Annotated in this window: 15 protein-coding genes; 7 read left to right on the forward strand and 8 right to left on the reverse strand. The window is 64.7% G+C overall.

The features are described 5' to 3' along the window. Positions 1–2 precede the first annotated feature (2 nt). The 4 genes from mnhG to AB4Y34_RS30500 are packed head-to-tail and all read left to right on the forward strand — an operon-like array spanning position 3 to position 4525. Entirely contained in the window at positions 3–347 is a 345-nt protein-coding gene (mnhG, locus tag AB4Y34_RS30485; RefSeq protein WP_176111604.1) for a monovalent cation/H(+) antiporter subunit G, read from the forward strand. After that, positions 344–1045 carry a Na(+)/H(+) antiporter subunit B gene (locus AB4Y34_RS30490; protein ID WP_368718115.1) on the forward strand — a complete coding sequence of 234 codons (702 nt, stop codon included), beginning with the start codon at positions 344–346 and terminating at the stop codon, positions 1043–1045. Before mnhG ends, AB4Y34_RS30490 begins: the two co-directional genes overlap by 4 nt. A gap of 16 nt (positions 1046–1061) precedes the next feature. Then, complete coding sequence (locus AB4Y34_RS30495; protein WP_368718116.1) at positions 1062–1436, forward strand: sodium:proton antiporter; 375 nt, start codon at positions 1062–1064, stop codon at positions 1434–1436. Continuing rightward, on the forward strand, positions 1430–4525 hold the full coding sequence (locus AB4Y34_RS30500; protein WP_368718117.1) for a complex I subunit 5 family protein: 3096 nt from the start codon (positions 1430–1432) through the stop codon (positions 4523–4525). The genes AB4Y34_RS30495 and AB4Y34_RS30500 overlap by 7 nt, the downstream gene beginning before the upstream one ends. Positions 4526–4619: 94 nt before the next feature. On the opposite strand, the gene AB4Y34_RS30505 is transcribed toward AB4Y34_RS30500, so the two are convergent. From AB4Y34_RS30505 to AB4Y34_RS30525, 5 genes are all read right to left on the reverse strand, one after another. Beyond that, entirely contained in the window at positions 4620–5189 is a 570-nt protein-coding gene (locus tag AB4Y34_RS30505) for a hypothetical protein (protein WP_255208698.1), read from the reverse strand. 140 nt (positions 5190–5329) lie between these two features. Then, on the reverse strand, positions 5330–6760 hold the full coding sequence (locus AB4Y34_RS30510; RefSeq protein WP_368718118.1) for a cytochrome-c peroxidase: 1431 nt from the start codon (positions 6758–6760) through the stop codon (positions 5330–5332). 106 nt (positions 6761–6866) lie between these two features. Continuing rightward, positions 6867–9263 (reverse strand): alkaline phosphatase family protein, encoded by a 2397-nt coding sequence (locus tag AB4Y34_RS30515; RefSeq protein WP_368718119.1) that lies wholly within the window; start codon positions 9261–9263, stop codon positions 6867–6869. Positions 9264–9692: 429 nt separating this feature from the next. Next, positions 9693–10367, reverse strand: a complete 675-nt coding sequence (locus tag AB4Y34_RS30520; protein ID WP_176121558.1) for a PQQ-binding-like beta-propeller repeat protein — start codon at positions 10365–10367, stop codon at positions 9693–9695. Positions 10368–10381: 14 nt separating this feature from the next. Further along, positions 10382–11611 (reverse strand): helix-turn-helix domain-containing protein, encoded by a 1230-nt coding sequence (locus tag AB4Y34_RS30525; protein ID WP_368718120.1) that lies wholly within the window; start codon positions 11609–11611, stop codon positions 10382–10384. A 167-nt stretch (positions 11612–11778) separates the two neighbouring features. On the opposite strand from AB4Y34_RS30525, the gene AB4Y34_RS30530 reads away from it, so the two are divergent. The 3 genes from AB4Y34_RS30530 (at position 11779) to AB4Y34_RS30540 (ending at position 13837) form a co-directional block, all read left to right on the forward strand. After that, positions 11779–12540, forward strand: a complete 762-nt coding sequence (locus AB4Y34_RS30530) for a DUF899 domain-containing protein (RefSeq protein WP_368718121.1) — start codon at positions 11779–11781, stop codon at positions 12538–12540. Then, positions 12540–13373, forward strand: a complete 834-nt coding sequence (locus AB4Y34_RS30535; protein WP_368718122.1) for a DUF2182 domain-containing protein — start codon at positions 12540–12542, stop codon at positions 13371–13373. The genes AB4Y34_RS30530 and AB4Y34_RS30535 overlap by 1 nt, the downstream gene beginning before the upstream one ends. Positions 13374–13570: 197 nt before the next feature. Then, positions 13571–13837 (forward strand): DUF4148 domain-containing protein, encoded by a 267-nt coding sequence (locus AB4Y34_RS30540; protein ID WP_176111596.1) that lies wholly within the window; start codon positions 13571–13573, stop codon positions 13835–13837. A gap of 153 nt (positions 13838–13990) precedes the next feature. Here the strand turns inward: AB4Y34_RS30540 and AB4Y34_RS30545 are convergent, their stop codons facing one another. The 3 genes from AB4Y34_RS30545 to AB4Y34_RS30555 all read right to left on the reverse strand — a co-directional run bounded on the left by AB4Y34_RS30545 (position 13991) and on the right by AB4Y34_RS30555 (position 18529). Continuing rightward, on the reverse strand, positions 13991–15433 hold the full coding sequence (locus AB4Y34_RS30545) for an aldehyde dehydrogenase family protein (protein ID WP_018433696.1): 1443 nt from the start codon (positions 15431–15433) through the stop codon (positions 13991–13993). 39 nt (positions 15434–15472) lie between these two features. Next, entirely contained in the window at positions 15473–16660 is a 1188-nt protein-coding gene (locus tag AB4Y34_RS30550) for a fumarylacetoacetate hydrolase family protein (RefSeq protein ID WP_176378559.1), read from the reverse strand. Positions 16661–16744: 84 nt separating this feature from the next. After that, the gene (locus AB4Y34_RS30555) at positions 16745–18529 is read right to left on the reverse strand and encodes an IlvD/Edd family dehydratase (RefSeq protein ID WP_176378558.1); all 1785 of its coding nucleotides are present in this window, start codon (positions 18527–18529) and stop codon (positions 16745–16747) included. Positions 18530–18552 lie beyond the last annotated feature (23 nt).

An 18552-nucleotide genomic window follows, 5' to 3' on the forward strand; every position in this document is an offset into this window, starting at 1 on the left:
GCATGTTCGAACTGACCGGCAGCGTGTTCATCCTGTTGGGCGCCGTCTTTCTGTTCTCCGCCGGCCTCGGGCTGCTGCGCATGCCGGATGCGTATACGCGCATTCAGGCCGGCACCAAGGCGTCGACGCTCGGCAACATGCTCGTGCTGATCGGCCTCGCGTTCTACCACCCGAGCTGGACCTTCCGTCTGATCCTGCTGATCTACTTCGTGCTCGTGACCAACCCGCTGTCCTCGCATGCGTTATCGCGCGCCGCCTGGCTGATCCGCACGCCGATGACCCCGTCCACGATCACCGACGCGCTCGCCGACGAAGATGCGCGCACCGCCGGGAAGGCCGAATCATGATGCGTCGCGTGTTCGGGCTGCTGACGGTGCTGCTGTTCGCGGTCGTGTTCTGGCGAATTGTCGGCGGCTATACGGAGTTGCAGGGGCTGCGCCCGCTCGCCTGGTACTACGTCGTCAGAGGGCCGCTCGAACTCGGCGCTCCGAACATCGTGACCGGCATCCTGATTACGTTTCGCGGCTTCGACACGCTCGGCGAAGTCGCGGTGCTGTTCATGGTCGCGGCGAGCGTCGGCGTGCTGCTGAAAGAGGAAAGCGCAACGCCCACCGCTGTGGCGGACGAAGCCGCGCTTGCGCGCCGGCCCGCCGGCGAGATCGTACATACCGGCAAACAGGTGCTGCTGCCGATGATCTTCACCTTCGGCGGCTACGTAATCGTCAACGGCCATCTGTCGGCGGGCGGCGGCTTCCAGGGCGGCGCGATCGTCGCATCCGCGGTGATGCTGATGCTGCTCGCGCGGCCCCGCTCGACGCTGAACCTCGCGCTGCTGAGCGTCGTCGAATCGCTCGCGGGCGTGCTCTACGTGTGCATCGGCATTCTGGGCCTCGTGCTCGCGGGCGGTTTTCTCGACGCGCGCTTTCTGCCGCGCGGCGAATTCGGCACGTTCTTCAGCGCCGGCGCGATCCCGCTGATTTCCGCGCTGCTCGGCGTCAAGGTCGGCGCGGAGCTTAGCGTCATCATCGACCGGTTCAGAAGCTGAACGAAAAGGAGAGCGCATGAGCACAGGCATCCCGGTTTCGAAGATCCTGCTGATCACGGGTTTCTGTCTTTCCTTGATCGGCCTGTGGGGCATGCTGACCCACCGCAACATCCTGCGCATCATCATCGGCTTCGCGGTGATCGACACGGGCCTGCACATCGTGATGGTCGCGACCGGCTACATCACGGGTGGCACTGCGCCGATCATCGATGCGGCGCTCAGCAAATCCGCAGCCGCGCACCGTGCGATCGATCCGATTCCATCGGCGCTCGTCGTCACCGCGATCGTGATCGGGCTATCGGTCACCGCCATCATGCTGTCGTTCGCAATCCGTCTTTACGCCGTCAAAAAGACGCTCTCCATCGACGCCTTCACCGAGTCGAAATGGTAGCCGCACTGTTTCATCCGTTGCAGATCTTCATTCTCGGGCTCGGCGGCGGCTTTGTGATTCCGCTGCTGTATCGGCTCGGCAAGCCGTGGCTCACGCTCGGTTTCTTCATCGCGCTGTGCGGGATCGTGCTGGTCTCCGGCGTGTCGTTTTACGGCCTGCTCGATGGCGGCGACACGATCGAAGTGCTGACCGCGGGCGCGCTGCCGCCGGTGTCGATCAATCTGCGCTTCGGCTTGTGGGAAGGCCTTTTCACGTTCAGCGTCAACGTGGTCGCGCTGCTCGGCGCCTTGCATCTGTGGGACCGTCTGCGCGGCAACTACGCGGCCTTGCTGCTGTACCTGATTCTGGTGATGGGCATCGACGGCATGGTGATGACCCGCGACCTGTTCAACCTGTTCGTGTTTCTCGAGATCGTGTCGATCGCGACATACGGCCTGTTCGGGCTCGAGCGCACACCCGCCGCGCTCGCCGCCGCGTTCAAGTACATCCTCGCGACCGTGATCGCGTCGACCCTGTTCCTGCTCGGCGCAGTGCTGCTCTACTACGTGAGCGGCACGCTGAACATCGACGAATTGCTGTCGCTGCGAGAGCAGATCGGCGGCCCGATCGGCACGGCCGCGATCCTGCTCGTGTTCGCGGGTCTCGTGATCGAGTTGAAGCCGTTTCCGGCCAACGGCTGGGGGCTCGACGTCTACGAGACCGCGCCGAGCGGCGTCGCCGCGATGGTATCGGTCGGCGTGTCGGCGGGCGTGTTCTTCGCGCTGCTGAAGTTGCTGCCGCTATTCGACGGCCAACTCACGCTGCTCGCCGTGTCGGGCGGCGTCACGTTTCTGTTCTCGAACCTGCTCGCGATCAAGCAAACGAAACCGCAGCGCGTGCTCGGCTATTCGTCGATCGGGCAAATGGCGCTACTGATGCTGTCGCTCGCGTTGCTGCGCCAGGTCGGCGGGGACGCATCGATCCCGCTCGTCGTCGGCGGCCTGTTCATCAACCATCTGTTCGCGAAGGCGGGGCTGTTCTGGCTGACCGGCGTACTGCGGCGGCACGGCGGCGACGCACGCGCGATCCTGTCGCGCAGCCCATTGCTGATAGGCCTGCTCGGCCTCTTCCTGGTCGCGATTGCGGGGCTGCCGCCGTTCCCCGGCTTCTGGGCGAAGTGGGAACTGGTGATGCGCCTGACCGCCGCCGGCAAGCCGTACTGGATCGTGCTGATCCTGACCGGCTCGCTGCTCGAAGCGGGTTATATGTTCCACTGGTTCGTGCGCGCGCTGGCTCCGTCCGATGTCGAGGCCAAAGCCCGGCCGAATCTCGCCGCGCTGCTGCCGCTGTTCGGCGTCGCCGTGCTGCTGATCGCGGCGGCCTATATGGCGGCCGTCTTCTCGGGCGTCGCGTCGGCGTGGATCTTCTCGCCGCTCACGGCAGGCGCGCTGTTCTATGCGGCCGATCGTCTGCCGGGGCGCGTGAAAGGCGTGCTCGCGGTCATCGCGATTGGACTGATCGGCAGTCTGCTTTGCGAAGGCGTGGGCCGTATCGCCGGGCTGTTCGCCTGGCTGCTGCTCGCGGGGAGCCTCGTGATCGCCGCGGCGAGTCTCTATCGCGACGATGTGCGCCCCGGCTTCTATCCGATGCTCGTTGTGCTGTCGCTGTCGATTCCGGCGCTGCTGCGCTCATCGACGTCGCTCGAATTCTTCTATAGCTGGGAAATCATCACGCTGTCGTCGTGCTTCCTGATCGCGAAGTGCCGGCGCGCGGGCCCGCATGTGCTGACCTTCCTGCTGTTTTCGTTGCTGGCGGCGTTCTTCCTGCTGGCGGGTTTCGCCAACGTCGCGGCGATCGACGACACCATCGCACTATCGGCGCTGATCCATTCGGGGCCGGAAGCGAACTATGCGTTCGTGCTGCTCGCGGCCGGCTTCCTGATCAAGGCGGGCGCGATCGGCGTGCACGTATGGCTGCCGGGCGCCTACACCGAAGCGGAAGACGACGTGACCGCGATGCTGTCGGCGGTGGTCAGCAAGGTCGCGATGTTCGGCCTGCTGATCGGCACCTATCTGACGATACGCTCGGAGGTCGGCCTCGAACTCGCGCACGTGATGACATGGATCGGCATGCTGACGGCGCTGTTCGGCGCGCTGATGGCATTGCGGCAGAACGACTTCAAACGCATGCTCGCGCTGTCGAGCATGAGCCAGACCGGCTATATCGTCACCGCGATCGGCCTGATGAGCCATCTCGGCTGGGTCACCGCGCTGTACCTGGTCGCCAATCACATGTTCGTGAAGGGCATCCTGTTCCTCGCGCTCGCGGGTGTGATCTTGCGCACCGGCACGCGCAACTTCGCCGCTGTGGGCGGCCTCGCGCGCGAGATGCCGCTGACGTTCGCGATGGTCGTGATCGCGCTCGTGTCGATGTCGGGCCTGCCCCCGCTGATGGGCTTCGGCGGCAAGTGGCTATTGCTGAGCGCGATGACCGACAAGGGCTGGTACGGGCTCGCCGGGTGCGGACTGCTCGCGACCTGCGCCGGTTTTCTGTACATGCTGCGCCTGTTGAACGGCGTCTTCCTCAAGCCGCGCCTGCTGCAGCGGCCGCAGGTGCGCGAAGCGCCGGTGATGCTGCTGGTGCCCCAGTTCCTGTTCGTGGTCGGTATCGCGATCCTGTCGTTCTTTCCGAAGGTGTTGCTCGAACCGGTATCCGCCGCGATCGATCCACAGTTCGCGGCGACCCTGGTATGGGGTGGCATGTCGCTCGAAAGCATCTACGGGTTCTGGAATCCGACACCGGTCGTGATCGTCGTGCTGATCGTCACCGCGATCGTATTCGGACTCGGTGCGCTGTACTACCGCAGCCGTCGCGGCAACGCGCGCAACGCCCCGGACTTTTACCACTTCTACCGGCCGATGCTGAGCCGCACGGTGCCGCCGGTCGCGCAGATTTTCTGGCGCGGCCTATCGCACTTCGCGCTCGCGGCGGCGGCACGGATACGACGCGTCTATACCGGCGACGGGCAGACCTACGCGCTCTACGTGCTGCTGTATTTTCTCGTGATCTATTTCGCGAGCACGGGATTGAGTTCGGCGGGGACACCATAACGGTGCGGGTGGTCCTGGCGCGGCGGCAAGGGGCCGCCGCCGCGCATCAGGTGCCGCGCGATCTGGTCGTGCACCGCGTCGTCAAACTCGGCGATCAGCGAACGAAATATTCTTCCGCCACCCAGCCGTCCTTGGTCAAGCGCACACCCTCGCGCAGTTGCATCGTGCCGGCGCCTTCGATCACGCGCTCCACCATCGGGAACACTCGCTGGAACTCGGGAGTCCTCGCAAAAGGCACCGGGTCGATCTTATAGGTGTAGAGCACCGAGGTCCTGGTCTCGCCGTCGCGGGTCAGCGGCGGCTCCCAGCCCACCACCTTGTCCAGGCTCAGCGTGGCCACGCACAAGTCGGCGTCGTGCGTGACGCGCCTGGTAGCCGTTGCAACCACGACGGGCTTGTGCAGGAAGAACTTCTTCCCTTCATCGGTCAGTTCGTACTTGCGCCCCGGCGCCGACACCTTGGCGCCATCATTGTCCGTGCGCTCGACGGTCATGTCGGTGCCTTTGACCACACCGAGTTTTTCCAGCACAGGCAATTGGACGGCGTCGCGCGAGTTCGAAGTCTTATCCTGGTCGGCCACGTAAATCGGCCAGTCGTATTTCGCGAGGCACAGGTTGCCGCGCTCACCCAGGTAGCTGCTAATGGTCTTGGTGAAGTTCTCCATGCTGGGTTCGCTGAGGTTCTGTTTGCTTTGGCAAGCGCCTAGCAGCATCAACGAGAACAGGGAAACCGCAATACCCGCGCTACGCGCTGTAGTTGAAATTCGCTTCATCGTCAAAAAACAATCGGTCCAAGGTTGAGGAATCAGTTTACGCACGTGCCGCTGGTCGGCTGCGTTGCGGGCGGCTTGTAGCCGTCGCTCAGGGTGTTCAGGAAGCAGATCAGGTCCTGCATATCGTGCTCGGTCATGATGGGCGTGCTGCCCTGCGCCCGCGGCTGTGTGCCGCTACCCAGGGTATTGCTGCCGCCGTCGCCGGTGCCCATCGGAAGTTCCTCGTCGACATTGCCCTGGAAGGCCGCCGGCAGGTCGTTGAACTTTTGCACCGTGGCACCCGACGCGTACTGCGGGAACAGCGCATAGCTCGGGTTTGTGATGAGCGCGCCGGTGCCCCCGGTAGCCGGGTACCAGTATTCTGGGTTGGTGTCTCGCGTATTGTAGAAATGCACGACCTGGACCAGCGAATGCAGGACCCCGTTATGGAAGAACGCGCCGCGGGTCGCCACGTTGCGCAGTGTGGGTACCTTGAACATGCCGCAGTAGGGATCGGGCGTCGCAATACCTGCCGTGCCCGGCTGATGGTCGGTCCGTAGCGGCCCGCACAGGCCCATGTCGTAGTAGGCCGGATCCTGGTTTGCCGGGATCGGCGACGGATTGTTCGGGATCGAAGTATCGTTGCGCGGCAGACCAATCGCCTGATAGGTAAAGTCCGTCATCAGGCCCTGGTTGCCGTCGAAGTTGGCTCCGGCATAGTGGCAGGCCGAGCAGTTGCCGATGGTGCCGCTGTTGAAGATCAACAGGCCGCGGGTTTCGGCCGCCGTCAAAGTTCCACCGATCTTGTTATGCACGTAGAGATCGTACTTGCTCGTGTACGGGTGGAAGCTGGTGTCTTCATGTTCATAGGCCTCGATCGCTTTGCCGACATCGGCGAAGGCGGCGTCGGGGTTGCTGAACACATCCGCGCCGAAGGCCTGCTTGAACAGGTCCACGTAAGAGGCGTTCTGCACCGCCTGTACCACGGCCGTTTTCGAGGAGTTCATCTCGACCGGATTGAGGAGCGGCATTGCGACCTGGTCGGCCAGCGTTGCGGCGCGGCCATCCCACATGAAGCCGCCTCCGGGCGCGTTGGAGGTGACGTTATCCGGATTCGCCGCTACGTCGTTATAAGGCGGTGTCGCGTCCTTGTAGCGCAACGAGGGCACGGCGCGTGCGCCGGATTGCGTCGGATCGGAGCCCAGTTGCACGGACAGGCTGTTCGGCGGCCCATAGGAATAGGCAGGGTCATGGCAAGTCGCGCACGCCATGTTCTTGTTGCCGGACAGGTTCGAGTCGAAGAACAGTTTCTGACCGGCCTGAGCGGCAAGGCTCAATGTGCTCGCATCAGAAGTACTCGTGCTCCCCGTAGTCGCGCCTGACGCTGTGTTCGGTGCTGAAGCGTCGCCGCTGCCGTTTCCACAGCCGGCCACGCTCAGCATGATGGCCACGCACGCGACCGCGCGAAAAACTGTCTTACGCATCGTATTGTTCTCTTGATCTTATAACGGACAGGGGAGCGGTCGATACCGCTCCCCTGTGCCGCGTTATCTACCGCCTGATGGGGTAGCTTTAAGCATCACCACGCGCTTACTTCAGCGACCAGATGTTTTTCTGCGTTGCGTCCGGTCCCGTCTGCGTCGTCAGCGCGGTCGTGCTGATCAGGTTGCCGTTGTTGTCCTTGACGCCCGTGATGTCGGCCGGATTCAGCTTCTGCACGTGGCCGGCTGGGATCACGTAGGCGTGGTTGATCGGACGAACGGAGTCGAAGTGCGTATCGGCGCTGCCCGTGAACTCGGGAAGGTTCGCGATGTTCTGCAGAATGAACGCTTCCGTGTACTTCGCGCGGTTCACGTACGAAGCATCGACAGCCGGATCGGCGATCTGGAACATGTCCTGCAGCGTGCGCACCAGCGAGAAGTGGCTGTAGGCGTCGCTGTCGACGATGCCCTTGGCCGCCGTACCGACGTCTTGCTGGTTGGTGATAACGCCGAAGATCGAGTTGCCGTGGCCGATGTTGCCGCTTGCGTAGCCACTCGGCGCCGTCGACTTGGTCACAGCGCCGTTGCTGATCACCAGCGGTGCTGCACCGGAGGTCTTTCCACCTGCGTTCCAGCCACAGCAGGACGTGGACGAACCTTCACCTTCGTCGAACATCACGACGATCGCAACGCGCTTCTGCGGGTTCTTCCAGAGCGCCGAGTTCTGGATCGCGGTGACGACATTGTTCAGATAGATGTCGGCCCGCGTGATGCTGGCGTTCTGACCGTTGTTGCTGTTCGCGCCGCCGTTACAGGTCTCCGTGTCCGTACCTACACCGTGCATGTCGTCGCACTGGTCGGGCACGATGAAGTTGATGTTGCCGACGTCACCCTTGGCCAGGTCGAGGCTGAACTGGTCGTAGATCCACTTCGACGTGTCGTAGGTGCCACCGTTGGCGCTCGAGTACGGAGACGTGCTCTTCCAGTCGGCTTCGTTGTACTGCGTGCCGAAGATCGTGCGGTTGTCGGCGTAGAACTCCGGCAGGCTGCGCGCGTCCTGGAAAGCGATCGACGGACCGTGTTTGACCTTGTACAGACCGCCCGGCATCGGGTAGGCCTGGCTATCCTGGATAACCGTGCCGTCGATGGCGGTGCCGCTGTACGCCTTCGAGACGCTTTGCGCAACGCTGTCGGCGCGCGCGTCCTGACCAGGGTTCATCGATTCGCTGTAGGTACGCGCGGTCAAACCGGCCTTGGACAGCAGCGTGAACAGGTTGTCGCCGGGCACGTTGTGAACCGTACCGGAGGTCGGGTTGACGCTGCAGGCAGCGCCGCTGGTCGTGCTGAAACCAGCGAGGTGGGCGCTGTCCTGCGGCGGGAGCACGCCGGTAACCGGAAGCAGCTGACCGTCGGAAGCAGTGCCGCCGTTAAAGGCAACGTCCTTGATCGCGTAGGCGCCAGTGGCACCGCAGCCCCACCAGTTGTCGTCGGTAATGCCGTAGTCGTCGGCGCCGCCCATCGCCGTGTAGTTCGGCTCCGACGGGTTACCGGTCGAGTAGTAGGTCGTCAGCTGGTTGTACGTGCTGAGCAGCTTGTTGATCGCCGGGGCCCGCGAGTTGTTCAGAATCGCGTCCGTCGACTTGTTCTCTTCGACGATGATGAAGACATTGTCGTAGGCCGGGATGCCCTCGATGTTGAAAGCGGCCTGCTGTGCCTGCGCGAACGTGATCCGCTGTTGGCTCTCGAGCGGCTTGACGAGGTTCGCCGCGGTGGCGCTCGTCCCGACCAGACGGGGATCACCGCCCTTGACAGCGAGGTTGTCCGGGTACATATCGCCACGATCGAGCTTCGTGGTGGCGTACGTGTAGCGGTTGGTCAGTGCGTTGTCTTCGAACAGCACGGCGTACTGCTCGGCGCCGGACAGCGTGTTGACGTCGGCGAGGGCGTCGGCGCCGGAAACCGTCACCGACGCGTTGTTGAACGACGGGCCCGACAGACGGGTCGACAGATTAGCCTTCTCGGTCGCGTACTTGGTGCCGTTGGCTTCGACGAGGCGCTGCACTTCGCTCGACATCGGGCTGATCACGACTTTGCCGGCGCCCTGGTCGGCGATCTGGTCGACCGAAGCGCGCAGGATCAGGTGGCTCGCCACGTTTGCGCCCGATGCCGTGTTGGTCGCCGAGGTCGTGATGTCAGCGACGAGCGGACCCGAGGCGGTCGTGGTCAACGAGAAATGGCCGTTCGCGTCGGTTTTCGCCGAGGCTTCGCCGTTGTCGAGCACACCGTTGCCATTGGCATCGACGAACACGGTCGCACCGGCGTAGTAGCCGGCCTTCAGGTTCGGGTTACCGGTCGAGCTGCCCGGTACGAAAGCAGCTGCCGCGACCACGCCCGAGTAGGTCGTGCTGGCGTTGTTGTTGCTGGAGCCGAGGCTGTCCGAATTTCCGCCGCAAGCTGCGAGCACGCAGGCAGCGGCAACGGACGTTAGACAAAGCGCTGGACGCATTTTGTGATGCGATGACATTTGGAGGACCCTGTGTGAGTTGTTTCGGCAACCGCTTCTTTTATCGGGGGCAAGACTTAGTAAAACGAGCGAATAATATGAAGGGATTGTGTAAAAAGTATGTCTGCCCACGATAAGGATTACCGTGACAACCTGGCTTGGTTCAGTTCACATCTTTTTGAAAAGGCGCAATGCACGGGGAAGCAGAAAAAATACTCCCGATTCGCCTCAAGTGGGGCGAACCAATGCATAAAGGTTTAAAAAAACGATGCCTTTTCAGGCAAAGACGCCCTCGCAGGAAGAGGGACGACAGGCGCGATAAGAGTAACGAGAAATATTTCGTTTTCTTACTATCGATGAATTAAGTTATCGACGAGTACAAATAAACCAAATACCAGGACCAATAACGACGCCGGCTATTTAAGTGATGACTCACTCGCTCGTCGAATCGACCGTCATTTGCGAACCGCTATCTCGCGCGGGACGCTGCACGACACGAACGAGCCCGCTGCCGCCGCCGCCGCAGAAGAACAGATCCGCGCCGTTCGATTCGAGTCCGGAGATACCCGCGCCGGCAGGCATCTCGACACTCTCGAGCACCTCGCCCGTGCGCGGATCGATATGCCGCAGATCGCTCTCGTCTCCTTCCCACGTGCCATGCCATAGCTCGCCGTCGACCCACGTAATGCCGGTCACGAAGCGATTCGATTCGATCGTGCGCAACACCGCGCCAGTGTCCGGATCGACCTGATAGATTTTCCGTTCGGGATACTGACCGACCCACAGCGAACCCTCGGCCCAAGTGAGCCCGGAGTGGCCGCCGTCGCCGGGCGCCGCGATCGTCGACAGCACACGGCCGCTCTGCGGATCGATCTTCTGGATGCGGCCATTCGCGATCTGGAACAGGTGCTCGCCGTCGAAAGCCGTGCCCGCGTCGGCGGGAACCGCGATCGAGCGCAGCGTCTCGCCGCTCGCCGGATCGAACGCGTCGAGTCGTTCGCCGGTCGCGATCCACACCTGCCGGCCGTCGTAAGTGACTCCGTGCACTTTATCGACGCCCGTAAAGGGCCCATATTCGCGGACAATTCTGGCGGCAGAGTGGTTCATGATGACCATCCTAATCACGAAGGGAACGGGGAAGGGAGTAACAAAGCCGTCGCGAATCCGGCGAGCGGCGGCGTCATCCAGCGGCGCGCGCGCCCCTCGCCCACCGGCTGCACTTTGCCGGCCGCGGCGAGCGTGTCGAGCGATCGCTGCACGGTGCGCTGACTCGCGCCGAGCACGAGGGCAAGCGCGGAACTCGACCACGATTCGCCATCCGCTAGAAACGCGAGCAGCGCCGCATGCTCGCCTTCGACTGGCGGCGCCAGCACGACGACCTCGCGCGCTTGCCGCGGGGCGAGCGCGAAGCCGCGCGTCGTCGCGCTGACGCTCGCGAGCGTGCCGAGCACCGCGCGCAGCCGGCCGATCTCGACGCGCAGCCGCGCGCGATGCGATTCGTCGGCGCGTTTGGCGCGGAACGCGCGTGCGACGAGCGCGTCGCGCGGCACGTCGTCGGGCCATGCCTCGCCGAGCATGCGAGCAAGCGCGAACAACACCGGTCGGCTCGCCAGCGCAATCGCCGCGTTGGCGTCGCGGATCGCGTAGCGGCAAGCATCGACGATGAGCGGACCGCCCGCCTGGTTCGAGGTCAGCAGCTTCTCGATTTCATCGAGGAGGATCGGTTCTTCTTCGCCACGCGCGATCATGCGCGCCGCCGGCTCGCTCAGTGCGGCCGAAGCGCTTTCGACTTCCGCGATCAACGCCGGAATGCCGGCCTCGCGTGCCGCGCGTGCGGCCCGCGCCAGCGCGGCACGGGCGGCGCCGCTGCGCAAACGCCGCAGCGCGACCCCCGCGACCACCAGCTCATGCGCGGCACGCAACGCGGGCGGAAACGGCCGGGGATCGAGCGCGGCAAGCTTGCGCTCCGCTTCGTCGAGACGGCCGATCAGCAGCAGACGCCGCGCCGCCAGATACCGCGCATGCGCGGCATTGACGCGATCGCCGTGCGCGTCGAGCGTGGCGGTCGCGGCATCGAGTGTTCTGGCGGGCCATGCGAGATCGCGCGACGCGAACGCGATCTCCGCTTCGGCGACCACGCAGCGCGCACGCGCGACCGCATGCTGCGCGCCGAACGCGCGCGCGGCGCCGCGCACCAGCGCCCTTGCGCGCACGAAATCGCCGAGCTGAGCCATCGCAATGCCGCGCAGCGCGAGCGCCGGCGCGTCGTCGCGCAACGCGACGCGGTCGAGCGCGCCGAGCGGATCGCCGGCCGCGAGCGCGCGCGCCGCCGCCGCAATCAGCGCGTCCACGGCGTGCGAGTCCGCGCGTAGCACGTCAATGCATCAAGCGAATCCCGCCACACTTGTCACTCCCATCCGATCGATGCCCGGTTCTAATCTAGCACGACCATCAACCGTCACCGACGCCTTCGGGCAAGAGCTCGCGCGGCGCGGCACGACCCACGGAGGAACCCACGATGACCACGCATCCGGTCGGAACACGCGAACAGTGGCTCGACGCGCGACGCGCGCTGCTCGACGCGGAAAAAGCCCACACGCGACACAGCGACGAGCTCGCGCGGCAACGTCAGGCGCTGCCGTGGGTGAAGGTCGATAAGGCCTACCGCTTCGATACCGACGAAGGCAGCGCGTCGCTCGCCGAGCTGTTCAGCGGACGTTCGCAGCTGCTCGTCTACCACTTCATGTTCGGGCCCGACTACAAGGCGGGCTGCCCGTCGTGCTCGTCGATCGCGGACGGCTTCGGCGGCTTCGCCGTGCATCTCGCGCATCACGACGTGATGCTGATGGCGGTGTCGCGCGCGCCGCTCGAGAAGTTGCAGGCGTATAAGCGGCGCATGGGCTGGACGTTTCCATGGGCGTCGTCGGCAAGCGGCGATTTCAATTTCGACTTCAATGTCTCGTTCACCGAAGCACAGCAGCGCGCCGGCGATATCGAATACAACTACGCACGCAACAGTCACGCGATGGACGTGAGTCCCACGCCCGAACCCGTCGCGCAATTCGCGGCGACCTGCGGCACCGACGCGGCCACCTATTCGCGCGACCGGCCCGGCATGAGCGCGTTCGTGCTCGAAGACGGCGTCGTCTATCACACGTATTCGACCTACGCGCGCGGCGTCGATGCGCTGTGGGGCATGTACCAGTGGCTCGATCGCGCGCCGAAGGGACGCAACGAGACAGGCATCTGGTGGCGCCGTCACGACGAGTACGAGCGGTGATGGGCCCGCTCGTGCGCGCTGCCTGCGTGAGCGGGCAGCACTTCTCTACGTGGCGCGCGATGCGCTTATCGCAGCGCGTGTTCGTCGGCGTCTGCACGTTGGTGTTCATCGCGAGCGTCGCGGCGACACTGGCGCACAACGCGTCGATGTCGGCGATGGGCGCGCTGCCGATGCCCGGCGGCTGGTCGATGTCGACGCTGTGGATGCCGACTTGCGGGCGCACGTGGGCCCGCACCGCGGCATCGTTCATCGGCATGTGGATCGTGATGATGGGGGCGATGATGTTGCCGTCGTTGATGCCGACGCTGCTGCGCTATCGCGACGCGGTCGGCCCGCGGGCCAGCGCGGGGCGACTGGCGCTGCTGACCGTGCTGGTGAGCGGCGCGTATGCCGTCGTATGGACTGCGCTCGGCGTGGCGGTGTTTGCGCTCGGTGCGTCGCTCGCGGCGTTCGAGTTGCGGTGGCTAGCGCTCGCTCGTTCGGCGCCGTTAGCGGCCGGCGTGGTCGTCCTGCTCGCCGGCGCATTGCAGTTCAGCACGTGGAAAACGCGCCGCCTCGCCTGCTGTCGCGCGACACCGAGCCTCGCCGCCAACGCGGCAAGCGCGTGGCGCTACGGGCTGCGCATCGGGGTGGATTGTGCCGGTTGCTGCGCGGGGTTGACGGCGATTCTGCTGGTCGCCGGAATGACTGATTTGCGCTTGATGGCTGCCGTGACGGCCGCCATCACCGCCGAGCGAGTGGCGCCGGACGGCGCGCGCGTCGCACGGGCGATCGGCGCCATAGCCATAGGCGTCGCTGGCTGGCTGCTTGTCCAAGCCGTGTCAGCCGGCTGATACACGCGCCCGACCACCTTGGATGGCTTCGCAAATCGATGCTCGACAGCCTTGCCGCCCCAATATTGTTCTAGTTATGGAAACAGTGAGTTCAGGAATTAGGTATTTACCCTAGTTCCGGTTCCCCCTAGACTGTCATCACTGCTGCAAACAAACGGTTTCGCAGCCTAACAAGACAAAACCTGGAGGTAGTAAAAATGAAATCGCTCGTTCAAGCTGTCGTTATCGCCGCTACCCTCGCTGCTCCGGTTGCTGTTTTCGCTCAATCGAACCAGCCGCTGACCCGCGCGCAAGTTCGTGAAGAGCTGGTTCAGATCGAAAAGGCCGGCTACAACCCTGCGCGTTCGAACCCGAACGAATATCCGTCGAACATTCAGGCTGCCGAAGCCCGCGTCGCGGCGCAAAACAGCGCGGTCGGCGGCGTGACCAGCGGTTCGTCGCAACAGGGCCGCGCAGCGCAGTAAGCCGCGTTCCCGGTTGGAAAGTTGCCGTTGATGTAGCTGTACCTGCCGGAGCGCTTTGCCATAGCGCTCTTGCAGCTTCCCCTGCTGGCCCGCCATCGCGATTGAATGCAATGGCGGGCCAGTTCCGTTTTGGGAAGCCCTGCTAGTGTCGCGTCAGACCGCGCCCGGGTTGATATACGCGGTCTTCACCGACGTATAGAACTCGCGGGCGTAGGCGCCCTGCTCGCGCGGACCATAGCTCGATCCCTTCCTGCCGCCGAACGGCACGTGATAATCGACCCCCGCCGTCGCGGTGTTGACCATCACCATGCCCGCCTGCACATGGCGGCGGAAATGACTCGCGTACTTCAGCGACGTCGTGCAGATGCCGGCCGACAGACCGAACTCGGTGTCGTTAGCGACCGCGAGCGCTTCCTGGTAGTCCTTGACCTTGATCACCGAGGCGACCGGCCCGAACACCTCTTCGCGGTTGATGCGCATCGCCGAGGTCGTCTCCGTGACCAGCGCCGGCGCGAGGAAGTTGCCCGGCGTCACGCCTTGGACGCGCTCGCCGCCGAACACCGTGCCACCCTCTTCGCGCGCGATCGCCAGATAGCGCTCGTCCTGCTCCAGTTGCTTGTCGTCGACGACAGGGCCGATCTGCGTGCCGTCCGCGAGCGCATCGCCGACCTTCAGTGCGCGCATGCGCGCCTTCATGCCGTCGATGAAGCGGTCGTAGATCCCCGCGGTGACGATCAGCCGGCTCGATGCCGTGCAACGCTGGCCCGTCGAGTAGAACGCGCCGTTGATGCAGGCTTCGACCGCGACATCGAGATCGGCGTCGTCGAGCACGACCATCGGATTCTTGCCGCCCATTTCGAGCTGGAATTTCTTGCCCGACTCGAAGCACTTCGCGCCGATCGCGCGGCCCGTCGAGACCGAACCGGTAAAGCTGATCGCATCCACGTGCGGCGACGACACCAGCGCCTCGCCGACCACCGAGCCGCGGCCCATCACGAGGTTGATCACGCCCGCCGGCGCGCCAGCCTCGGCGATGATCTTGACCAGCTCCCACGTGCTGCCCGGCACCAGATCGGCCGGCTTGATGACGACCGTATTGCCGTACGCGAGCGCCGGCGCGATCTTCCACGCCGGAATCGCGATCGGAAAGTTCCATGGCGTAATCAGGCCGACGACGCCAACCGGTTCGCGCGTCATTTCGACCGTCATGCCCGGCCGCACCGACGGCACGATTTCGCCGCCGACGCGCAGCGCTTCGCCCGCAAAAAACTTGAAGATCTGGCCGGCTCGGCCCACTTCGCCGATCGCCTCGGGCAGCGTCTTGCCCTCTTCACGCGCGAGCAGCTTGCCGAGCTCTGCCTTGCGCGCGAGAATCGCGCTGCCCGCCTGGTCGAGCACGTCGAAGCGCTGCTGCGGCGTGGACAGCGACCACGTCGCGAAAGCCTTGCGCGCGGCGCTGATCGCGCGGTGCGTCTGCTCGGCGTCGGCTTGCGCGAATTCGCCGATCACGTCGTCGAGATTCGACGGATTGACGTTACGCGATACGCTCGCGCCGTCGACCCACTGTCCGTCGATGTAGTTTGCAAATTGACTCATGTCCTGATTCTCCTTTCGAAAATTGCAGCGACGATCCAGTTATTCAGCAACCAGCAGGCCACGAGCCGCGAGGTTGCGATAAAGCGCGCGCACGCCGAACGTCCACGGTTCGATTTCGGTGGACAGGCGCACCGTGTTGGTCAGCGCGCCGAGCTGCGGCGTCGAAATCGTCACGCGGTCGCCGAGGTGATGCGTGAACCCGGCGCCGGGCGCGTCGCGGTCCTTGATCGGCGAGAACATCGTGCCGAGGAACAGCATAAAGCCGTCCGGGTACTGATGGTGACGGCCGCAGGTCTGCGCGACGAGGTCGGCCGGGTCGCGGCTGATCTCGCTCATATGGCTCACGCCGTCGAGCACGAACTCGTCGTCGGTGCCTTCGACGCGCAGCGACACGCTCGCGCTGCGCACCGAGTCGAGCGAGAAGGTGTCGTCGAACAGCCGCACGAACGGGCCGATCGCGCACGAGCCGTTGTTGTCCTTGCACTTGCCGAGCAACAGCGCCGAGCGCCCTTCGATGTCGCGCAGGTTCACGTCGTTGCCCAGCGTCGCGCCGACGATGTTGCCGCGGCTATTCACCGCGAGCACGATCTCCGGCTCCGGGTTGTTCCACACCGACGCGGCGAGCAGACCGACGTCCGCGCCGAAGCCGACCGCCGACATCGGCTGCGATTTCGAAAATACTTCGGCGTCCGGACCGATGCCGACTTCCATGTATTGCGACCACGCATCGCGACGCTCGAGCTCGGCCTTCAGCTTCATCGCGGCCTCCGAGCCCGGCTTGATCTTCGACAGATCGGTGCCGATCGTCGATGCGATCGTCTCGCGCACTTCCTTCGCCTTCGCCGGATCGCCGCCGGCCTGCTCCTCGATCACGCGCTCGATCAGGCTCACCGCGAACGTGACGCCACAGGCCTTGATCGCCTGCACGTCGCACGGCGCGAGCAGGCGCACGGCGGGGGTGCTCGCGCCCGGCAGGTTTGCGTCGATCAGTTGCGCGACCGGCCCGAGCGGCGCGCCCGGCGCGCTGCGCGCAAATTGCGCGGCATCGTCGCGTTCGAATAGATCGGCGGTGGTCGGCACGCTCGCGGTGATGTCGAACACCTCGCCGCCGCGCACGACGACCACGCACGGTCCTTCATGCTGCTCGGTCTTGCGCCACACGCGGCCGATCAGCAGCGCGTCGTTCAGATCGCCGGGAAGAAAGCTGGAGGAGGAAGTTGCGGACATGGGATGGGCTCTTTCGAATAAGTGGAGAAACGGGCAAGGCCGGGCGTCGCGTTGCGTGCGAAGCCCGGCATTGTCACCTGCAGGTCAATGCGAATGCCGTGGATTGCCGCGCTCGGCAATCACCTTCAGATAAAGCGTCGCCGGTTCCAGACAGCCGCCGGTCGAAAGCTGGCCGACCGTCTTGCGGTACAGCTCCTGCCACGGCGTTTGGGCGGCCGGAATCTCGAACTTCACGGTTTCGCGGCGTCGCGCGAGTTCGGCTTCGTCGACCAGTACGTTGACGCTGCGCGAATTCAGATCGACACGGATGCGGTCATTCGTGCGCAACAGCGCGAGGCCGCCGCCCACCGCCGCTTCCGGCGACATGTTCAGAATCGACGGGCTCGCGGACGTGCCGCTTTGCCGGCCGTCGCCCAGTGTGGGCAGCGACGTGATGCCCTGGCGCACGAGCGCCGCCGGCGGCGCCATGTTGACGACCTCGGCGCTGCCCGGATAGCCGACCGTGCCGGTGCCGCGAATCACGAGAATGCAATGCTCGTCGATTTCGAGGGCCGGGTCGTTGATGCGCGCGTGATAGTCCTCGGGGCCGTCGAACACGATCGCGCGTGCTTCGAAGGCGTTCTCCGCACCCGGCTCGCTCAGATAGGTCTTGCGGAACGCATCGCCGACCACCGACATCTTCATGATCGCGCTGTCGAAGAAGTTGCCCGACAGCACCATGAAGCCCGCGCCGTGCTTCAGCGGATCGTCGGTCGTCTTGATCACCTCGCGATCCGGCGTCGGCGCGGCGGCCGCGATTTCGCCCATCGTGCGGCCCGACACCGTCAGACATTCCTCGTGCACGAGGCCGGCTTTGGCGAGCTCGTGCATCACGGCCGGCACGCCGCCCGCGCGATGGAAGCTCTCGCCGAGATACTCGCCCGCGGGCATGCAGTTGACGATCAGCGGCACCTGCTCGCCGACGCGCTGCCAGTCGTCGAGACTCAGCTCGACGCCCATGTGCCGCGCGATCGCGATCAGATGCGGCGGGCAGTTGGTCGACGCGCCGAGCGCCGATGCGACCACGATCGCGTTTTCGAACGCTTCTTTAGTCATGATCTTCGACGGCCGCACGTCCTCGCGCACCAGATCGACGATGCGCTTGCCGGTCGCGTAGGCCATCTGGCCGCGCTCGCGATATGCGGCCGGAATGCTCGCGCAGCCGGGCAGCGACATGCCGAGCGCTTCCGCGAGGCTATTCATCGACAGCGCGGTGCCCATCGTGTTGCAGTGACCGATCGACGGCGACGATGCGGTGGTCAGCTCCATGAAGCCTTCGTAGTCGATCTCGCCGGCCGCGAGCAGATTGCGCGCATGCCAGATCACGGTGCCCGAGCCGACGCGCTTGCCGTCGTGCCAGCCGTCGAGCATCGGGCCCCCGGACAGCACGATCGCCGGCATGTCGACAGTGGCCGCGGCCATCAGGCACGCGGGCGTGGTCTTGTCGCAGCCGGTGGTCAGCACCACGCCGTCGAGCGGGAAGCCGTGCAGGATTTCGACGAGACCCAGATACGCAAGATTGCGGTCCAGCGCGGCGGTCGGCCGGCGGCTCTGCTCGGCGAGCGGATGCACCGGAAACTCCATCGGAATGCCACCCGCGTCGCGAATGCCGGCTTTCGTGCGCGCCGCCAGTTCGATGTGATGCCGGTTGCAGGGCGCGAGGTCGCTGCCCGTCTGCGCGATGCCGATGATCGGCCGGCCCGACTGCAGCTCTTCGCGCGTCAGACCGTAGTTCATGAAACGCTCGACGTACAGTGCCGTCATATCCGCATGCGAGGGATCGTCGAACCATTCCTGGCTGCGCAGCCGGCGCGGGGTGGATGCTGACATGATGCGTGTCTCTCTGTCTGGGT

It is taken from the genome of Paraburkholderia sp. BR10954, assembly GCF_040965775.1.
In the GTDB taxonomy this organism is placed as follows: domain Bacteria; phylum Pseudomonadota; class Gammaproteobacteria; order Burkholderiales; family Burkholderiaceae; genus Paraburkholderia; species Paraburkholderia youngii.